This is a genomic window from Variovorax sp. OK605 (genome assembly GCF_900115445.1).
Classification (GTDB): domain Bacteria; phylum Pseudomonadota; class Gammaproteobacteria; order Burkholderiales; family Burkholderiaceae_C; genus Variovorax.
The window spans coordinates 62,073-79,670 of the sequence record NZ_FOWL01000019.1 but is presented as its reverse complement, the minus strand read 5'-3'; the positions used below and the strand labels follow the sequence as shown (position 1 = coordinate 79,670).

General features: G+C 70.1%; 11 protein-coding genes. 8 read left to right on the top strand and 3 right to left on the bottom strand.

Features of this window, described 5'->3' with window-relative positions:
* Positions 1–5: 5 nt before the first annotated feature.
* Positions 6–1,529 carry an MFS transporter gene (locus tag BM013_RS33815; protein ID WP_093133354.1) on the bottom strand — a complete coding sequence of 508 codons (1,524 nt, stop codon included), beginning with the start codon at positions 1,527–1,529 and terminating at the stop codon, positions 6–8.
* A 108-nt stretch (positions 1,530–1,637) separates the two neighbouring features.
* Between BM013_RS33815 and BM013_RS33810 the strand changes: the two genes are divergently transcribed.
* Entirely contained in the window at positions 1,638–2,576 is a 939-nt protein-coding gene (locus tag BM013_RS33810; protein ID WP_093133352.1) for a LysR family transcriptional regulator, read from the top strand.
* Between the two features lie 195 nt (positions 2,577–2,771).
* On the opposite strand, the gene BM013_RS33805 is transcribed toward BM013_RS33810, so the two are convergent.
* Both BM013_RS33805 and BM013_RS33800 read right to left on the bottom strand, forming a co-directional pair.
* Entirely contained in the window at positions 2,772–4,679 is a 1,908-nt protein-coding gene (locus BM013_RS33805) for an AAA family ATPase (protein ID WP_256221819.1), read from the bottom strand.
* A gap of 154 nt (positions 4,680–4,833) precedes the next feature.
* A complete protein-coding gene (locus tag BM013_RS33800; RefSeq protein ID WP_093133349.1) occupies positions 4,834–7,350 on the bottom strand; it encodes an ABC transporter permease in 2,517 nt (838 codons plus the stop codon).
* A 223-nt stretch (positions 7,351–7,573) separates the two neighbouring features.
* Here BM013_RS33800 and BM013_RS33795 point away from each other — a divergent pair, with 223 nt between their 5' ends.
* From BM013_RS33795 to selB, 7 genes are all read left to right on the top strand, one after another.
* On the top strand, positions 7,574–7,888 hold the full coding sequence (locus tag BM013_RS33795; protein WP_093133347.1) for a hypothetical protein: 315 nt from the start codon (positions 7,574–7,576) through the stop codon (positions 7,886–7,888).
* Between the two features lie 94 nt (positions 7,889–7,982).
* A complete protein-coding gene (gene fdnG, locus BM013_RS33785) occupies positions 7,983–11,060 on the top strand; it encodes a formate dehydrogenase-N subunit alpha (protein WP_143098439.1) in 3,078 nt (1,025 codons plus the stop codon).
* A gap of 186 nt (positions 11,061–11,246) precedes the next feature.
* Positions 11,247–12,245, top strand: coding sequence for a formate dehydrogenase subunit beta (fdxH, locus tag BM013_RS33775; protein ID WP_093133339.1), 999 nt, complete (start codon positions 11,247–11,249; stop codon positions 12,243–12,245).
* A 10-nt stretch (positions 12,246–12,255) separates the two neighbouring features.
* Entirely contained in the window at positions 12,256–12,879 is a 624-nt protein-coding gene (locus BM013_RS33770; protein WP_093133337.1) for a formate dehydrogenase subunit gamma, read from the top strand.
* Positions 12,880–13,062: 183 nt separating this feature from the next.
* Entirely contained in the window at positions 13,063–14,088 is a 1,026-nt protein-coding gene (gene fdhE, locus BM013_RS33765) for a formate dehydrogenase accessory protein FdhE (protein WP_093133335.1), read from the top strand.
* On the top strand, positions 14,088–15,536 hold the full coding sequence (selA, locus tag BM013_RS33760) for an L-seryl-tRNA(Sec) selenium transferase (RefSeq protein ID WP_093133333.1): 1,449 nt from the start codon (positions 14,088–14,090) through the stop codon (positions 15,534–15,536). The genes fdhE and selA overlap by 1 nt, the downstream gene beginning before the upstream one ends.
* Positions 15,537–15,687: 151 nt before the next feature.
* On the top strand, positions 15,688–17,592 hold the full coding sequence (gene selB / locus BM013_RS33755; protein WP_093133331.1) for a selenocysteine-specific translation elongation factor: 1,905 nt from the start codon (positions 15,688–15,690) through the stop codon (positions 17,590–17,592).
* The last annotated feature ends 6 nt before the right edge of the window (positions 17,593–17,598 follow it).

The following is a 17,598-nucleotide window of genomic DNA, read 5'->3' as shown; positions in this document are numbered from 1 at the left end:
CCCTTTCAGCGGGCGGGCGACTCCAGCGCCACGGCGGCTTCTTCAGGTTCCGGTTCATGCGCCGGCGCCTCGCCGCGCAGGAACACGAACACCACCAGCGCCGTCAGCACGGTCACGCCGGCCAGCACGCACAGCAGCGTGCCGAACGCCGCGCCGTAGGCCTGCAGCAGCGCCGCGCGGTCCATGCCGGGCAGCAGGGCCAGCGCCTGCGACAGGTCGCCGGTGGTCACGCGCTGCGCGGCCTGCGATGCCGATGCCGCAGGCCCCAGCCGCGCCGCAACCAGCGCCGTCAGGCCCGCGCCCACCAGCGCCAGCGCGATCCCCTCGCCCGCCACGCGCACGGTGTTGAAGATGCCCGAGGCCATGCCCGCGCGCTCGCGCGGCACCACGCTCACGGCGAGCCCGTCCATCAGGCCCCAGGGCAGGCCGATGCCCGCGCCGATCAGCAGCAGCGCGCCCGCCAGCTCGTGCAGCGGCGCGCCCGGCGCGCAGCGGCCGAGCCAGAACAGGCCCGCCGCGCACGCCAGCAGCCCCGCCGCGGAAATCGCCCCGGCAGAGAACCGGTGCGCCAGCGAGGCCGCCAGCGTGGGCACGATGAGGATCGGCCCCGACAGCGCGAACATGAAGCTGCCCGCCTCCAGCGCGCTGCGCCCTTCCAGCCCGATGAAGCGGATCGGCAGCAGCACCAGCAGCACGACGAAGCCATAGGCCGGCGCGGCGGCCAGCAGTTGCACGCCGACGAAGCGCGGAATGCGCAACAGCGACAGGTCGAGCATCGGGTGCGCCACGCGCCGCTCGATGGCAATGAAGGCCGCGCCCATCAGCACCGCACCCGCGAGCGCGCCTAAGACCCACGCGCTGCCCCAGCCGCTGTCGGGCGCCTGCAGCACACCCAGCGTCAGCAGGCTCAGCGCGGCGGTGAAGCTGACGGTGCCCGGCAGGTCGAGCCCCATCGCCTGCAGGTTGCGCGACTCGCGCATGCCGGGCGCGGCGATGCACAGCGCCGCGAGGCTCACCGCGCCGGGGCTCAGCATCACGGCCTGCCAACCGAAGGTCTCGGCCAGCCAGCCCGAAAGAATGGCGCCGCACGACAGCCCCACGCCGAACGAGGTGCCGATCAGGCTGAACGCCCGCGTGCGCGCCGCGCCGTCGAACACCTGCGCCAGCGCCGCCGTGCCCGCCGCGAAGGCCGCGGCCGAGCCCAGCCCCTGCAGCGCGCGCGCCAGGTCGAAGGCCACGATGCCGGGCGCCAGCGTCAGCAGCGCGCTGCTCAGCGCCACCACCGCAAGGCCCTGCAGGAACACGCGCTTGCGCCCGTAGGCATCGGCCAGCGCGCCGGCGGCCATCAGCGTGGCGCCGAAGCTCAGCATGAAGGCGTTGGTCACCCAGTTGAGCTGCACCGGGCTGCCGCCCAGCGCGCCGTGGATGGCGGGCAGCACCACCGCCGGGCCGGTGAAGCTCAACGGCATGCCCAGCGCGGCCAGGCAGACGGCGGCGAGCAGCCAGTTCTTGGAAGAAGTCGAGGACATCGGGGGTTTCGCACAAAGGAAGAAGCGGGAGCACGAAGATAAAAAGGATTCAATGAAAGAAGAATGGCACCATTGATCCTCAGACCCCCAACCCAAGGTTGCCAATCCATGGACAGTTTCAGCGGACTCGAATCCTTCGTGCGCGCGGCGGACCTGTTGAGCTTCGCCAAGGCCGGCCGGTTGCTGGGCATCTCGGCGTCGGCGGTGGGCAAGAACGTCGCGCGGCTCGAGCAGCAGCTCGGCGTGCGCCTGTTCAACCGCACCACGCGCCACACGCGGCTCACCCAGGAAGGCGCGATGTTCCACGAGCGCTGCCGCCGCATCCTCGACGAGCTGGACGACGCGCGGGCCATGATGCAGGACGCCGTGGCCGCGCCGCGCGGCCGCCTGCGCGTGAGCCTGCCGACCATCGGCTACCGATTCCTGCTGCCGGTGTTGCCGGCCTTCAAGGCGCGCTACCCCGAGATCGAGCTCGACCTCGACTTCAACGACCGGCTGGTCGACGTGATCGCCGAGGGTGTCGACGTGGCCATCCGCAGCGGCGACCTCGTCGACTCGCAACTGATCGCGCGGCGCCTCGGCCCGTTCCAGTTTGTGCTGGTGGCCTCGCCGGCCTACCTGGCGCGCCACGGCGTGCCCCAGGTGCCGGGCGACCTGGCGCGCCACGCCTGCCTGCGCTACAAGTTCGCCACCGGCGGCAAGGTCGAGGAATGGAACCTGCCCGGCCTGCCCGAGCAACTGCCGCCCGGCCTGCTGTGCAACAACATGGAAGCGATGCTGGGCGCCGCCATCGCCGGACTCGGCGTGGCCTACATGCCCGACTTCCTGGCGCGCGATTCGCTGGGCCGCGGCGAGCTGCAGCGCGTGCTGGCCACGCACCTGGCGCGGCAGGGACAGTTCTCCGCGCTGTGGCCGTCGAGCCGGCAGCTGTCGCCGAAGGTGCGGGCGTTCGTGGACTTCGCGGGGGAGCACATGTTCAGGGAAGAAGACATCGCGGCATTCGCGGCGACGCCATCAAGCGCTTTTCCGAAGCCGGCGCGCGCCTGACCCTCGCGGGGAACGGCGATGCCCAGCGCACGGGGCGCGCGCTCTTCTCAAGGTCCTCGCGCTCGGCGACGATGAGATCGCGCGGCGCTGCTTTCAGTCTGCAGCCGGTGGGTTCGCCGACCTGAAAAGCCTGCCCATGCGCCGTTGGGTCAGCGCCGCATGAGTCGGGCCAGTCGCGAGCGCGGCCCTTGGCTCCTACGCGGCCTGCGTGAGTTCGTCGCCCGCCTGTTCGGCGACAGTGCTGACAGGCGCCTCTTCGGACTTGGCGCTTTCCGCGATCACGGGCTTCGAGGGTTCCGGCTCGATGGCGATCGCGGCTGCGACGACAGGCGCCACTTCCGCGGGCTTGGCGCTCTCCTCAGCTTCCGCTTTCACGGGCTCCGGCTGCTCCACCGGCACAGGTGCTGCGGCGGGGGCCGCAACCGGCGCTGCAACAGGTGCTGCCGCCGCGGCAACGGGCGCCGCTTCAACAGGCTTCGCGCTCTCGACGACCACCGGCTTGGCAGCCTCGACCTTCGCGGTTGCCGGCGCGGCAGCAGGCGCGGCAACGGCAGGCGCCACCGTCACCGCCACTTCCGCGGCCTTGGCCACCTTGGCAGGCTTCACCCCGTCCGCGGCCACCGTCTTCGCGGCGGCAGCCGGCTTCGTCGCCTCCGCCTTCACCGCCGCCACGGGCTTCGCGGCCTCGGCCTTCACCGGCTCGCTCTGCGCAACCCGGCTCAGCGCCAGCGCGGCCTTCAGCGGGAACAGCGTGCGCTCGTCGCCCTGCGCCGTGTTGCTCACCGTGGTGCCGTGGCTCTCGTCCAGGCTGGCGGTGCGCACCGCGTCCAGCCGGTGCGTGGGCACCATGAACGGCGAGTGCGTGGTGTAGAGGATCTGGTTGCCGAAGTCGGCCTCGAAATGCGCCAGCAGGTCGGCCTGCGAGTGCGCGTGCAGGTGCAGGCCCGGCTCGTCCAGCAGCAGCACGGCATCTTCCGCACCGCCGCCCTGCGTGTCGGCAAAGAAGGTGACGTAGAACGAGAAGAACCACTGGAAGCCGCGGCTGCGCTCGTCCAGGTTCACTTCGACCTCGTAGGCCTCGCCGGCGTCCGACACCAGCGTGTCCAGGTGCTGTCCGTCGAGGTTGAAGCGCACCTTCAGCGGGCGGTCCTTCCACAGGCGGCGAATTTCGGCCGTCACCACCGAGCCGGCGCGGTTGACCAGCTGGTTGCGCGTGGCCAGGTCGTTCTTCTCCAGCAGGCCCTGCAGTTGCCGCGGGTCGAGCCCCGCCACCTTGCACAGCTTGCCGAAGCTCTGCTGCGCGGGCGTGAGCTGCCCCCAGCCCTGGCGGCCCAGGTACTCGGCGATGTTCTGGCGGCCCGGCAGCGCGGGGTATTCGTCCACGTAGATGAAGCGCGGCAGCTTCTCGAGCACCCAGGCCTGTGCGCGCGCGAGCGCCGGTTCGTCGTTGGCAATGGACCGCGCCTGTTCCTCCAGCTCGGCCAGCATCTGGTCCTGCTTGTCGCTGAGCTCGGCGTCGGCCGCGGCCAGCGCCTTGCGCAGCGCCTGCATGGCCTGCACCGCGCCGGCCGACCACTTGACGTGGTCGGGACTCATGATCATCGCGGCGTCGAAGGTGTCGGCCTCCTGCTCGAGCGCGGCGCGCGCTTCCTCGGCCACCTTCTCGGCGGCGGCCTTCACGGCCGGCACGATCTTGCGGACCTTGCCCTTGATGTCGCTCACGTCGAGCGACAGCGGCGCGAGGCCTTCGAGCCCGGCCGAGCGCGAGGCGGCATAGCCCCGGCTCGCGGTGACGTGGCGCACGCCGGCCGCGCGCGGCAGGATCTCGGCCAGCGCGGCCTGTTCGCTGTCGTCCAGGCGCCAGCGCGTGAACACGACCGGCGTGTCGGCGGTGCACGCTTCCAGGCGGCGGTGGCGCGGAAAGTCCTTGATGGGGCTGAGTTCGACCAGGCCTTCCGCCGGGTTCAGGCTGTGGAGTGCGCGCAGCAGGTTCGATTTGCCGCTGTCATTTCGACCGAGGATCGCCGTGATCTGCGAGGAATCGATGAGGCCGCTGTCGTTGATCGAGCGAAAGTTGGTGATCTGGAATGACGCCAAGCGCATGCAGGAATTTCTCTTCTGAATTGAATACGGGGTCGGGGAATGTATTGCATCCCCGACCCCGTCTTGCCGATGACAGAAGAAAAAAACCTGCGCCTTGTTCCGTGCCCTGTTCCGTGCCCTGTTCCGTGCCCTGTTTCTCGCCTTATTTCGCGCCTTATTCCGCCGCGCGCCGCAGCGTGTCCACCACCGGCCGGCGCAGCACGTCGCGCAGCCCCCACCAGCCGGCGCCCAGCGCCAGCACCGCGCCGGCCAGCGCACCGGCCAGCGGCACCACGGGCGACGCGGTCCAGGTGAACTCGAACACGTAGCGCGCCAGCGCCCAGCCGATGGCCGAGGCCACGATGCTCGCGAGGAAGCCCGCGAGCAGGCCGACGCCCGCCAGCTCGGCGCGCTGCACCTGGCGCAGCAGGCTGGCACGCGCGCCCACCGCGCGCATCACCGCGAACTCGCGCGCGCGCTCCTCGCGCGTGGCCGTCACCGCGGCGAACAGCACCACGAGGCCGGCGGCCAGCGTGAAGCCGAACAAGAACTCCACCGCGCGAATCACCTGGTCGAGCACGCGCTGCACCTGGTTGATGGTGGCGCTCATGTCCACGTTGGTCACGTTCGGGTAGCTGCGCACCAGCGCGTTGTCGAAGCCGCGCGTCTCGGGCGCGCGGAAGGCGCCCATGTAGGTGGTGGGCACGTCGGCCAGCGAGGCCACCGTGTACATCACGAAGAAGTTGGCGTGCAGCGAGCCCCAGTCGACCTTGCGCAGCGAGGTGATGCGCGCGTCGTTCTGCATGCCGCCGATGTCGAAGCGCAGCGAGTCGCCCAGCTTCAGGCCCAGCGTCTCGGCCAGGCCCTCTTCCACGCTCACCTCGCCCTTGGCGTCGGGCGTCCACTTGCCGGCCGTGATGCTGTTGTGTTCGGGCGCCTGCACGCTGTTGCTCAGGTTGAACTCGCGGTCGACCAGGCGCTTGGCGCGGTCTTCGGCGTAGTCGTCGGGCGTCACCGGCTTGTCGTTGATGGCGATCAGCCGGCCGCGGATCATCGGGTACCAGTCGAACTTGCCCACGCCCGCGTCGCGCAGCGACTTCTGGAAGGCCTCGCTCTGGTCGGGCATGACGTTGATGACGAAGCGGTTCGGCGCATCGGGCGGCGTGGCCTTTCGCCAGCTCGCCACGAGGTCGGTGCGCAGCAGCACCAGCAGCACCAGCGCCAGCAGGCCCACCGACAGCGCGCTGACCTGCACCACCGCATAGGCCGGCCGCGCCGAGATCTGCCGCGTGGCCAGCACCAGCCAGCGCGGCGCGGTGGTCTCGTTCACGCTGCGGCGCAGCACCTTCACCGCCAGCCAGCTCAGCAACGCGAACACGGCCACCGCGCCCGCGAAGCCGCCGACCGCGATCAGGCCCAGCTTGATGTCGCTGCTCGCCGCCATCAGCAGCGCCGCGAAGCCCGCCACGCCGATGCCCAGCACCGCCAGTGACGCCGGCTTGAGCCCGCCCACGTCGCGCCGGATCACGCGCAGCGGCGGCACCTTGGCCAGTTGCAGCACCGGCGGCAGGCCGAAGGCGAACAGCAGCGTCAGCCCCATGCCCAGGCCGAAGGCCACGGGCCACAGCGTGGCGGCCGGCAGCGCGGTTTCGACCAGCCCCGCCAGCAGCAGCACGAACGCGTAGTGCACCCCGAAGCCGATGGCCACGCCCAGCCCGCTGGCCACGATGCCGATCACCGCGAACTCGAAGGCGTAGGCCGCGGCGATGGTGCGCTGGCTCTGGCCGAGCACGCGCAGCATCGCGCAGTCGTCCAGGTGGCTGGCCGCGAAGCCGCGCGCGGCCAGCGCCACGGCCACCGCCGACAGCAGCGCCGCGAGCAGCGCCACCAGGCTCAGGAATTTCTCCGCGCGGTCGAGCGTCTGGCGCATCTCGGGGCGGCCGCCCTCGAAGGAGTCGAGCCGCACGCCGCGCTGGTCGCCCTTCTTGAGCGTGGCATCGGCCCAGTCGGTGAAGCGCTTCACCGCCGCGTCGTTGCCAGCCACCGCATAGCGGTAGCCTACGCGGCTGGCCGGCTGCACGAGCCCGGTGCGCGCCACATCGGCCTGGTTGAGCATCACGCGCGGCGAGAAGCTCATGAAGCCGGCGCCGCGGTCGGGCTCCAGCGTGATCACGCGGCCCACGCGCAGGCTGGTGTCGCCCAGCAGCAGCGGGTCGCCCACCTTCAGGCCGAGCGAGTCGAGCAGCGAGGCGTCGACCCACACCTCGCCCGCGGGCGGAATGTCGCGCGTGACCGCGCCGGCGCCCTCGAGCGTGGCCGAGGTCTGCAGGCTGCCGCGCAGCGGGTAGCCCGCGGTCACGGCCTTCAGTGCCACCAGCTTGCTGGCGCCGCCTTGCGCGTCGTCGGCGCGCGCCATGGTCGGGAAGCCGTAGGTGCCGGTGCCTTGCAGGCCCAGCGATTTCGCCTGTGCCACGAAGGCTTCTGGTGTCGGGTTGTCGCTGACCACCACCGCGTCGCCGCCCAGCAGCTGGCGCGCATCGCGCTTCAGGCCGCCCTGCAGGCGGTCGGCGAAGAAGCCGACGGCGGTGAGCGCGGCCACGGCCAGCACCACGGCAACGATCAAGAGGCGCAGCTCGCCGGCACGCAGGTCGCGCCAGAGCGTGCGCCAGCCAAGGCGGAGGGAGGCATTCATGGCCGCGACGATAGCCCAGAGGCCCGCGCACGGCGGGATTCAAGGGTTATTGCGGGGTCATTGGCCACCGATTGCAGGTGTTGGCCTACTTGATCGCATCCGGTCGCTGTCGCATGATCCGAAAAAACACCCCGGTGCGCCGATCAGGCATTTCCTGCCGGTCGCATCGGGGGAAGCAAAAACATTCCACTATCTGACCGTCCTTTCCCCCGAAGGAGTGTCGATGCCGAGATGTCAGCGCCTGCCAATCCTGGGCCTCTGCCTGGGCCTCGGTGTGCTGTTGAGCGCCTGCGACCCCAAGCCGGCCGCCAACACAGCGCAGAGTGCACCGAGCGCGCCTGCCGCCGCCCCTTCGGGCGCCAGCCCCGCCGGCATCAAGCCCGCCGACTCCGGCGACAAGGTCGAATCTTCCGCTGAGCACAAGGGCCCTTCCGAAGGCGGCACGGCCGTCGGCGGCATGAGCGGGCCGAACGGCGGCAGCAGCTCCGGCGGCGCGGCACCCGCGCCCAGCGGCGGCGACGGCACGGCGTCCAAGTAGCGCGCGGCACAGCGACTCGCCAGAACCAGTTTCCCCACGCAAAGAAGAAGCACCCGATGAAACACCCCACTTCAGCGCTGCAGGAGGTTGTGTCATGGACATGAACCGCCGGCAATTCTTCCGCGTCAGCAGCGCGGGGCTGGTCGGTTCCAGCATCGTGGCGCTCGGCTTCTCGCCGACCGCCGCGCTGGCCGAGGCCCGCAACTTCAAGCTCGCGCGCACCACCGAGACGCGCAACACCTGCCCCTACTGCTCGGTAGGCTGCGGGCTCATCATGTACAGCCTGGGCGACAAGGCGAAGAACGTGGTGTCCGACATCCTCCACATCGAGGGCGACGCCGACCACCCCGTGAACCGCGGCACGCTGTGCCCCAAGGGCGCGGGCCTGCTGGACTTCGTGCACAGCCCCAACCGTCTGAAGTACCCCGAGGTGCGCGAGGCCGGCGGCACCGAGTGGAAGCGCATCGGCTGGGACGACGCGCTCGACCGCATCGCCAAGCTGCTCAAGGCCGACCGCGACGCCAACTTCCAGACCACCAACGCCGAAGGCAAGACGGTGAACCGCTGGACCAGCTCCGGCATGCTGTGCGCCTCGGCCTCCTCCAACGAAACGGGCTACATCACCCACAAGGCATTCCGCTCGACCGGAATGCTGGTGTTCGACAACCAGGCACGCGTTTGACACGGACCGACGGTGGCCAGTCTGGCCCCGACGTTCGGCAGAGGCGCAATGACCAACCACTGGCAGGACATCCAGAACGCGGATGTCGTGCTGATCATGGGCGGCAACGCGGCCGAAGCGCATCCGTGCGGCTTCAAGTGGGTCATCGAGGCCAAGAAGCAGAACAAGGCGCGCCTGGTGGTGGTCGACCCGCGCTTCACGCGCTCGGCCGCCATGGCCGACTACTACGCGCCGGTGCGCGCGGGCTCGGACATCGCGTTCCTCGCGGGGGTCGTCAACTACCTGCTGGGCAACGAGAAGATCCAGACGGAGTACGTGCGCAACTACACCAATGCGCCGTTCATCGTCGGGCCCGACTACAGGTTCGAGGACGGCCTGTTCAGCGGCTACAACGCCGAGAAGCGCAACTACGACCCCAAGTCGTGGAACTACGCGCTCGACGAACAGGGCATGGCCAAGGTCGACATGACCATGCAGGACCCGCAGTGCGTGCTGCAGGTCATGAAGCGCCACTACGCGCGCTACACGCCCGAGATGGTGAGCCGCATCACGGGCACGCCGCAGGACAAGTTCCTGAAGGTGTGCGAGTACATCGCGAGCACCAGCGTGCCCACGCGCACCATGACCATCATGTACGCGCTGGGCTGGACGCAGCACAGCCAGGGCTCGCAGATGATCCGCACCGGCGCCATCGTGCAGCTGCTGCTGGGCAATATCGGCGTGGCGGGCGGCGGCATGAACGCGCTGCGCGGGCACAGCAACATCCAGGGCCTGACCGACCTGGGGCTGCTGTCGAACTCGCTGCCGGGCTACATGTCGCTGGCGCGTGACGGCGAGCAGACGCTGGACGACTACTACAAGACCCGCGCGCTGAAGCCGCTACGGCCCAACCAGATGAGCTACTGGCAGAACTACCCGAAGTTCTTCGTCAGCATGCAGAAGTCGTGGTGGGGCGACGCGGCCACGGCGCAAAACGACTGGGCCTTTCACTACCTGCCCAAGATCGACAAGCTCTACGACGTGCTGCAGGCCTTCGAGCTGATGAACCTCGGCAAGCTCAACGGCTACATCTGCCAGGGCTTCAACCCGGTGGGCTCGTTCCCCGACAAGAAGAAGATCGTCGATGGGCTGTCCAAGCTCAAGTTTCTCGTCACCATCGACCCGCTGGTGACCGAGACCAGCGAGTTCTGGCGCAACTTCGGCGAGTTCAACGACGTCAAGACCGCCGACATCCAGACCACGGTGTTCCGCCTGCCCTCGACCTGCTTCGCGGAGGAAGACGGTTCGCTCACCAACTCCAGCCGCTGGCTGCAGTGGCACTGGAAGGGCGCCGAGCCGCCGGGCGAGGCCAAGGGCGACATCGAGATCGTGGCGAGCCTGTTCAACCGGCTGCGCGCGGCGTACGCGAAGGACGGCGGCGCGTTCCCCGACCCGATCGTCAAGCTCACCTGGCCCTACAAGATTCCCGACTCGCCTTCGGCCCAGGAGCTGGCGATGGAATACAACGGCCGCGCGCTCACCGACCTGCTCGATGCGAAGGACCCGAGCAAGCCGCCGAGCGCCAAGGCCGGCGAGCAGCTGTCGGGCTTCGGCCTGCTGCGCGACGACGGCAGCACCGCCAGCGGCTGCTGGATCTATTCCGGCGCATGGACGCAGGCCGGCAACCAGATGGCCCGGCGCGACAACGCCGACCCCTACGGCATCGGCATGGTGCAGAACTGGGCGTGGGCCTGGCCCGCGAACCGGCGCATCCTGTACAACGGCGCCTCCACCGACCCGGCCACCGGCAAGCCCTGGATCGCCAGGCGCGGGCTGGTCGCGTGGAACGGCAAGCAATGGACCGGCGCGGACGTGCCCGACATCCGGCCCGACGCCAACCCGATCGAAGCCGAGGCCGTGCGCCCGTTCATCATGACGGCCGAGGGCGTGGCGCGGCTGTTCGCGCCCACGGGCATGGCCGAGGGGCCGCTGCCCGAGCACTACGAGCCCTTCGAGTCGCCGCTGGTGAACAACCTCATGCACCCGAACAACGCGGTGGCGCGCGCCAACCCCGCGGCGCGCATCTTCAAGGGCGACCTCGAGCGGCTCGGCGTGCCGGCGGACTTTCCGTACGTGGCCACCAGCTACCGCCTGACCGAGCACTTCCACTATTGGACGAAGAACGTGCGCACCTCGGCCATCATCCAGCCGCAGCAGTTCGTCGAGATCGGCGAGGAGCTCGCCAAGGAGAAAGGCATTGCCAACGGCGAGATCGTGAAGGTGTCGAGCAAGCGCGGCTACATCAAGGCCGTGGCGCTGGTCACCAAGCGCATCGTCGGGCTGCAGGTGGACGGGCGCACCGTGCACACGGTGGGGCTGCCCAACCACTGGGGCTTCGTGGGCGTGGCCAAGCCGGGCTACCTGGTGAACACGCTCACGCCGTTCGTGGGCGATGCGAACACGCAGACACCGGAGTACAAGTCGTTCACGGTGAACATCGAGAAGGCATGACATGAAGTTCAACCCCATGCATGCACACAGCGCTGCCCTGACTTGCCCCCTCTCCCGCTCGCGGGAGAGGGCTGGGGTGAGGGCCGACGGCGATGGAACAGCCGATGACGCCTGCAAGGCCGCCGCCCTCACCCTGACCCTCTCCCCGCAAGGGGAGAGGGAACAAGACACAACGCGGAGCCACTGATGTCGTCCCTCCAAACCCTCGACATCGCCGCCCGCTCGGCCACCACCACGCCGTCGCCCGACATCCGCCAGCGCCCGCAGGTGCAGCAGGTGGCGAAGCTGATCGACGTGTCGACCTGCATCGGTTGCAAGGCCTGCCAGGTCGCGTGCATGCAATGGAACGACCTGCGCGACGAGGTCGGCACCACGCACGGCACCTACGACAACCCGGTCGACCTCACGCCCGCGTCATGGACGGTGATGAAGTTCTCCGAAGTGGAGCCCGAGGCCGGCAAGCTCGAATGGCTGATCCGCAAGGACGGCTGCATGCACTGCGACGACCCGGGCTGCCTGAAGTCGTGCCCCTCGCCGGGCGCCATCGTCAAGTACGCCAACGGCATCGTCGACTTCATCAGCGAGCATTGCGTGGGCTGCGGCAACTGCGTCACCGGCTGCCCCTTCGACGTGCCGCGCATCAGCAAGGCCGACAACAAGGCCTACAAGTGCTCGCTGTGCTCCGACCGCGTGGGCGTGGGCCTGGAGCCGGCCTGCGTCAAGGCCTGCCCCACCGGCGCGCTGCACTTCGGCACCAAGGAAGACATGCACGAGTACGCCTCGGAGCGCATCGTCGACCTGAAGGAGCGCGGCTTTGCCAACGCCGGCGTGTACGACCCCGCCGGCGTGGGCGGCACGCACGTCATGTACGTGCTGCAGCACGCCGACCGGCCGGGCCTGTACGCCGGCCTGCCGAAGGACCCGCACATCAGCCCGCTGGTGTCGCTGTGGAAGGGCGTGGCCAAGCCGCTGGCCATGGTCGCGATGATCGGCGCGGTGGTCGGCAGCTTCTTCCACTACATGAAGACCGGCCCGATCGAGCCGAAGGACGACCACCCCGGCGCCGACCTCGACGGCCGGCCCGACGACGTGGTGGTGATCGAGCAACCGCCGCCGCCTTCTTCGTCGTCTCCGTCGTCCCCGTCGCCCCCGTCGCGCCCGTTGCCCCCGGCGCCCCGTGCATGAGGAGAACGCGATGACACGCTACTACCTTCGCCGCTACCGCGACGCCACGCGCATGAACCACTGGTTCGTGGCGATCATGTTCTTCGCGGCCGCGCTCTCGGGCCTGGCCTTCTTCCACCCCGCGCTGTTCTTCCTGAGCACGCTGTTCGGCGGCGGGCCGTGGACGCGCATCCTGCACCCGTTCATGGGGCTGCTGATGGTGTTCGGCTTCGTGTTCCTGTTCTTCACGATGTGGCGCGAGAACGTCTTCGACCGCGTCGACCGCGAATGGATCGCCAACGCGCCGAAGATGCTCAAGGGCGACAAGTCGAGCATGCCGCCGGTGGGCAAGTACAACGCCGGGCAGAAGCTGGTGTTCTGGGCCTTCGGGGTCAGCCTGCTGCTGCTGTTCGTCACCGGCTTCATGTTCTGGAGCCCGTGGTTCGTCGGCTTCTTCCCGATTCTTGTGCGGCGCATCGCGGTGGTCGTGCATTCGGTCTCCGCGGTGGTGCTGATCCTGTCGGTCATCACGCACATCTACGCGGCGATCTGGGTCAAGGGCACGATGCGCGCCATGACGCGGGGCACCGTGACCGAAGGCTGGGCCAAGCTCAACCATCCCCTGTGGCACCGGAAGATGACGCGCGGTGAGTAGCGCCTGCGGCTCTTTCTCCCTCGCCTCCCGGTCTTTCTCCCTCCCCTTCCGGCGGAGGGCCGGGGTGGGGGCACGACGGCCTGCGCGCTGCAACGGCGCTCGTTGGGCACTGCCCCATTCCCGGCCTTCCCTCAGAGGGGGAACGAGCATGACAAAACACCAGATCGCTGTAGAGTGGACGCAATGAACAGCCCTTCCGGCGCCTCACCGCTGCGCACCACGCGCGTCCTCGATCCCGAGCAGATCGCGATGCAGGCCGGACGGCAGATGCCGTTCCTGCGCTTGCCGGTTCGCTCGCTCGTGTTCTCCGACCGCCAGTTGCGGCTGCGCCAGCTCGCGGCCTCGCATCCGATGCGCGAGTACCTCGTCTTCATCGCCGACCTTGCGCAGGCACAGCACCAGGTGCTGCAGGACTACGCGGCCGTGGCGCTCCCCGAGTCCGAGGCGCTCGAAGCCGCGTCCAAGGTGCTGAAGCCGCCGATGCCCGCGTTCGGCTGGACGCGCGACGCCGTGTGGCTGCAGGAACTGCGCCGCCTGCTCGCCCTCTTCCGCGCGAGGCTCGCGGCAGGCCCCGCGCGCGACACGCTCGACCGCGTGGTGGCGCAAGACGACGCGTGGATCGAACAGCAGGCAGACCGCCTTTCGCGCCGCATCATGTTCGGGCTCGACATGGCAGCGGCGCCCTTGATCGCCGCCGGCCTGCAGGCCTACTGGACGCAGCTCGTGCTGCGCGTGGCCGAGCGCGACGGCGAGAACATCTTCGGTCGCACCGACCCCGGCACCGAATGCCCCTGCTGCGCCAGCGCGCCCACCGTGAGCATCACGCGCATCGGGGCCGACGAAGCGGGCTTTCGCTACCTGCACTGCTCGCTGTGCAGCACCGAGTGGCACTACGTGCGCATCAAGTGCACGCACTGCGAGAGCACCAAGGGCATCCACTTCGAATCGCTGTCGCCGCAACCGGGCGTGGCGCTGCCAGGCACCGGCGCACGCGAGGGCGCGGTCAAGGCCGAGTGCTGCGACAGCTGCGGCCACTACCTCAAGCAGGTCGCGATGGAGAAAGACTCCGAGGTCGAGCCCGTGGCCGACGACCTTGCCAGCGTCACCCTCGACCTGCTGGTCTCCGAAGCCGGTCACCAGCGCAGCGGCCACAACCTGATGCTGCTGTTCGGCGACCCCGAGATTTCCGACGACGGCGGAGGCGGCTGATGGCAGCGCCCGGAGAGTCCGTGGTCCACGGCTCGACGGCAAGGCCCCAGGATCTGCCTTCTGTCGATCAACTGCTGCGCCTCGCCGTGCCGGGCGCCCTGCTGGCCGAGCACGGCCACACGCTGGTGGTGAAAGAAGCACGGGCATTGCTCGAAGGGCTGCGCGCGCAGGCGGTGGCGGGCAAGCTGCCTGCTGCCGACGTGCAGCACGACGCACTCGGCCACGCCCTGGCCGCGCGCGTTCAGGCCCGCCTCGCGCCGCGCATGCGCGCCGTGCTGAACCTCACCGGCACCGTGATCCACACCAACCTGGGCCGCGCGCTGCTGGCCGATGCGGCGCTGCAGCGGCTGCTCGCGGTGATGACCTCGCCCAACAACCTCGAGTACGACCTGGCCACCGGCAGCCGCGGCGACCGCGATTCGCTGGTGGAAGAGCTGCTGTGCGGCATCACGGGCGCGGAGGCCGCCACGGTGGTCAACAACAACGCGGCCGCCGTGCTGCTGACCATCGCGGCACTGGCGCGCGACCGCGAAGTGATCGTCTCGCGCGGCGAACTGGTCGAGATCGGCGGCGCCTTCCGCATGCCCGACGTGATGGCCAGCGCCGGCGCGCGCATGGTCGAGGTCGGCACCACCAACCGCACGCACCCGCAGGACTACGAGCGCGCCATCAACGAGCACACCGCGCTGGTGATGAAGGTCCACACCAGCAACTACGCCGTGCAGGGCTTCACCGCCGCGGTCGACGAAGCCACGCTCGCCGGCATCGCGCACGCGCGCGGCGTGCCGCTGGCCACCGACCTGGGCAGCGGCTCGCTGGTCGACCTGGCGCACTACGGCCTGCCGCGCGAGCCCCTGCCGCAGGAGATGCTGGCCGCCGGTTGCGACGTGGTCACCTTCTCGGGTGACAAGCTGCTGGGCGGTCCGCAGGCGGGGCTGATCGTGGGCAGCAAGGCCGCGGTCGGGCGCATCCGCAAGTTCCCGATGAAGCGCGCGCTGCGCATGAGCAAGCTGCCGCTGGCCGCGCTGGAGGCCACGCTGTCGCTGTACCTGCGGCCGGAGCGGCTCGCCAGGGATCTGCCCACGCTGCGCCTGCTGACGCGGCCGGCCGACGCGATCCACGAGATGGCCCTGGTGCTGCAAGCTCCGGTGCAGGCGGCGGTGGCGCCGCGCTTCACGGTCGAAGTCGTCTCGCTGCTCGGGCAGATCGGCTCGGGCTCGCTGCCCGTCGAACGCCTGCCCTCGGCCGGCCTTGCGCTCGCACCGGCGGGCACGTCGAAGAAGGGCCTGGGCACCGCGCTCGATGCGCTGGCCACCGCATTGCGCGGCCTGCCGCTGCCGGTGATCGGCCGCATCGCGGAAGACCGCCTGCTGCTCGACCTGCGCTGCCTCGAAGACAGCACCGAATTCGTGGCGCAACTGCCGTTGCTGCGCGAGCGCCTGCAATGACGCCCACCTGCCTCCCTCGTATTTCCCCCTACTCCGCTGGGGGAGCGTCGGCGTGGGGGCACGACGGCCTCCCAAAATACGCAGCGCCCGATCGAAGCCCCGCCCCCATCCCAACCTTCCCCCACCGTGGGAAGGCGCAAGCCCGCAAGCCATGATCATCGGCACCGCGGGCCACATCGACCACGGCAAGACCACGCTGGTGCGCGCCCTCACCGGTGTCGACACCGACCGCCTGCCCGAAGAAAAGCGCCGCGGCATTTCCATCGAACTCGGCTACGCCTACCTGCACGCGCCCGGCGTGTCGCTGGGCTTCGTCGACGTGCCGGGCCACGAGCGCCTGCTGCACACCATGCTGGCCGGCGCCACCGGCATCGACCACGCGCTGCTGGTGGTGGCCGCCGACGACGGCGTGATGCCGCAGACGCGCGAGCACCTGGCCGTGGTCGCGCTGCTGGGCGTGCAGGAGGCGACGGTGGCCATCACCAAGATCGACCGCATCGACGCGGCCACGCGCGCGGCGCGTCTGGCCGAGGTGCAGGCGGACATCGCCGCGCTGCTGGCACCGACGCCGCTGGCGCATTCGCCGATGCTCGCGGTATCGGCAACGACCGGCGACGGCATCGACGCGCTGCGCGAGCGGCTGCTCGATGCGGCACGCCGCGAGCATGCGCATGAAGACGGCCTCGCCTTCCGCCTGGCCGTGGACCGCGCCTTCACGCTGTCGGGCGTCGGCACCGTCGTTACCGGCACGGTCTTCAGCGGCAGCGTGCGCATCGGCGCCGAGCTGGGCGTCGTGCCCAGCGGCCACACGGTGCGCGTGCGCGGCATCCATGCGCAGAACCAGAAGGCCGAATCGGCCCATGCAGGCCAGCGCTGTGCCCTGGCGCTGGCCGGTGTCACCAAGGACCAGATGCACCGCGGCGACTGGGCCTGCGCGCCCGCCATCGCCCTCACGACGGACCGCATCGACGTGCGGCTCACGCTGTGGCCCGATGAACAGAAGCCGATGCGCTCGGGCACGACGGTGCATGCGCACCTGGGCGCCAGCGACGTGATGGCATCGCTCGCGCTGCTCGACCGCGATGCGCTCGCACCGGGGGAAACCGCCCTCGCCCAGCTCGTGCTGAAAGACGGCGTCGGCGCATGGCATGGCGACCGCGGCGTGCTGCGCGATGCCTCCGCCACGCGCACGGTGGCCGGCGTGCGCGTGCTCGACCCGTTCGCGCCGGTGCGCTACCGGCGCACGCCGGAACGCCTGCGCACGCTGGCCGCGTGGTGCATCGACGATCGCCCCTCGCGCGTGGCCGCGCTGCTGCACAACGCACCGCTGGGCCTCGACACCGGGCGGCTGGCGCGCGCCCTCTCGCTGGCGAACGACGCCGCACTGCCGCTGCCCGGCGATGCCGTGCGCGTCGCGCACACCGCCATCGCGCAATCGCACCTGGAGGCGCTCGAAGCGCAGATCACCGCGCGCCTCGCGGAGTTTCATCGCGCCGCGCCCGACGAGGTCGGCCCCGACGCGCGCCGGCTCAAGCGCCTCGCCGGCCCGCGCACCGACGATGCGCTGTGGCGCCACGCGCTCGATGCGCTGGCCGCGCGCGGCGCGCTGGTGCGCAGCGGCACCTGGCTGCACCTGCCCGACCACGCGGCGCGCCTGGACGAGGCCGAACACAAGCTCGCGCAGAAGCTGCTGCCCCGGCTGGCCGACGGCGGCTTCGATCCGCCGTGGGTGCGCGACCTGGCGAAGGACTGCGCGGCGAGCGAGCCGATGGTGCGCCAGACGCTCGCGAGCCTTGCACGGCGCGGCGAGGCCTTCCAGGTGGTGAAGGACTTGTACTATCCGCTCGCCACCGTCGAGCGGCTCGCGGCCATCGCGCGCGACTGCCTCGACGGACCGGAAGGCTTGCAGGCCGCGAGCTTTCGCGATGCGACGGGGCTGGGGCGCAAGCGCGCGATCCAGCTGCTGGAGTTTTTCGACCGCGTGGGGCTGACGCGGCGCGTGAAGGACGCGCACCTGCTGCGGCCCGACACGTCGTTGTTCGGGGCGAGGCCGTGAACGACG

Bases quoted from the DNA above. Each gene is read 5' to 3' on its own strand.
- BM013_RS33815 (WP_093133354.1), bottom strand. From the start codon at position 1,529: ATGTCCTCGACTTCTTCCAAGAACTGGCTGCTCGCCGCCGTCTGCCTG.
- BM013_RS33810 (WP_093133352.1), top strand. From the start codon at position 1,638: ATGGACAGTTTCAGCGGACTCGAATCCTTCGTGCGCGCGGCGGACCTG.
- BM013_RS33805 (WP_256221819.1), bottom strand. From the start codon at position 4,679: ATGCGCTTGGCGTCATTCCAGATCACCAACTTTCGCTCGATCAACGAC.
- BM013_RS33800 (WP_093133349.1), bottom strand. From the start codon at position 7,350: ATGAATGCCTCCCTCCGCCTTGGCTGGCGCACGCTCTGGCGCGACCTG.
- BM013_RS33795 (WP_093133347.1), top strand. From the start codon at position 7,574: ATGCCGAGATGTCAGCGCCTGCCAATCCTGGGCCTCTGCCTGGGCCTC.
- fdxH (WP_093133339.1), top strand. From the start codon at position 11,247: ATGTCGTCCCTCCAAACCCTCGACATCGCCGCCCGCTCGGCCACCACC.
- BM013_RS33770 (WP_093133337.1), top strand. From the start codon at position 12,256: ATGACACGCTACTACCTTCGCCGCTACCGCGACGCCACGCGCATGAAC.
- fdhE (WP_093133335.1), top strand. From the start codon at position 13,063: ATGAACAGCCCTTCCGGCGCCTCACCGCTGCGCACCACGCGCGTCCTC.
- selA (WP_093133333.1), top strand. From the start codon at position 14,088: ATGGCAGCGCCCGGAGAGTCCGTGGTCCACGGCTCGACGGCAAGGCCC.
- selB (WP_093133331.1), top strand. From the start codon at position 15,688: ATGATCATCGGCACCGCGGGCCACATCGACCACGGCAAGACCACGCTG.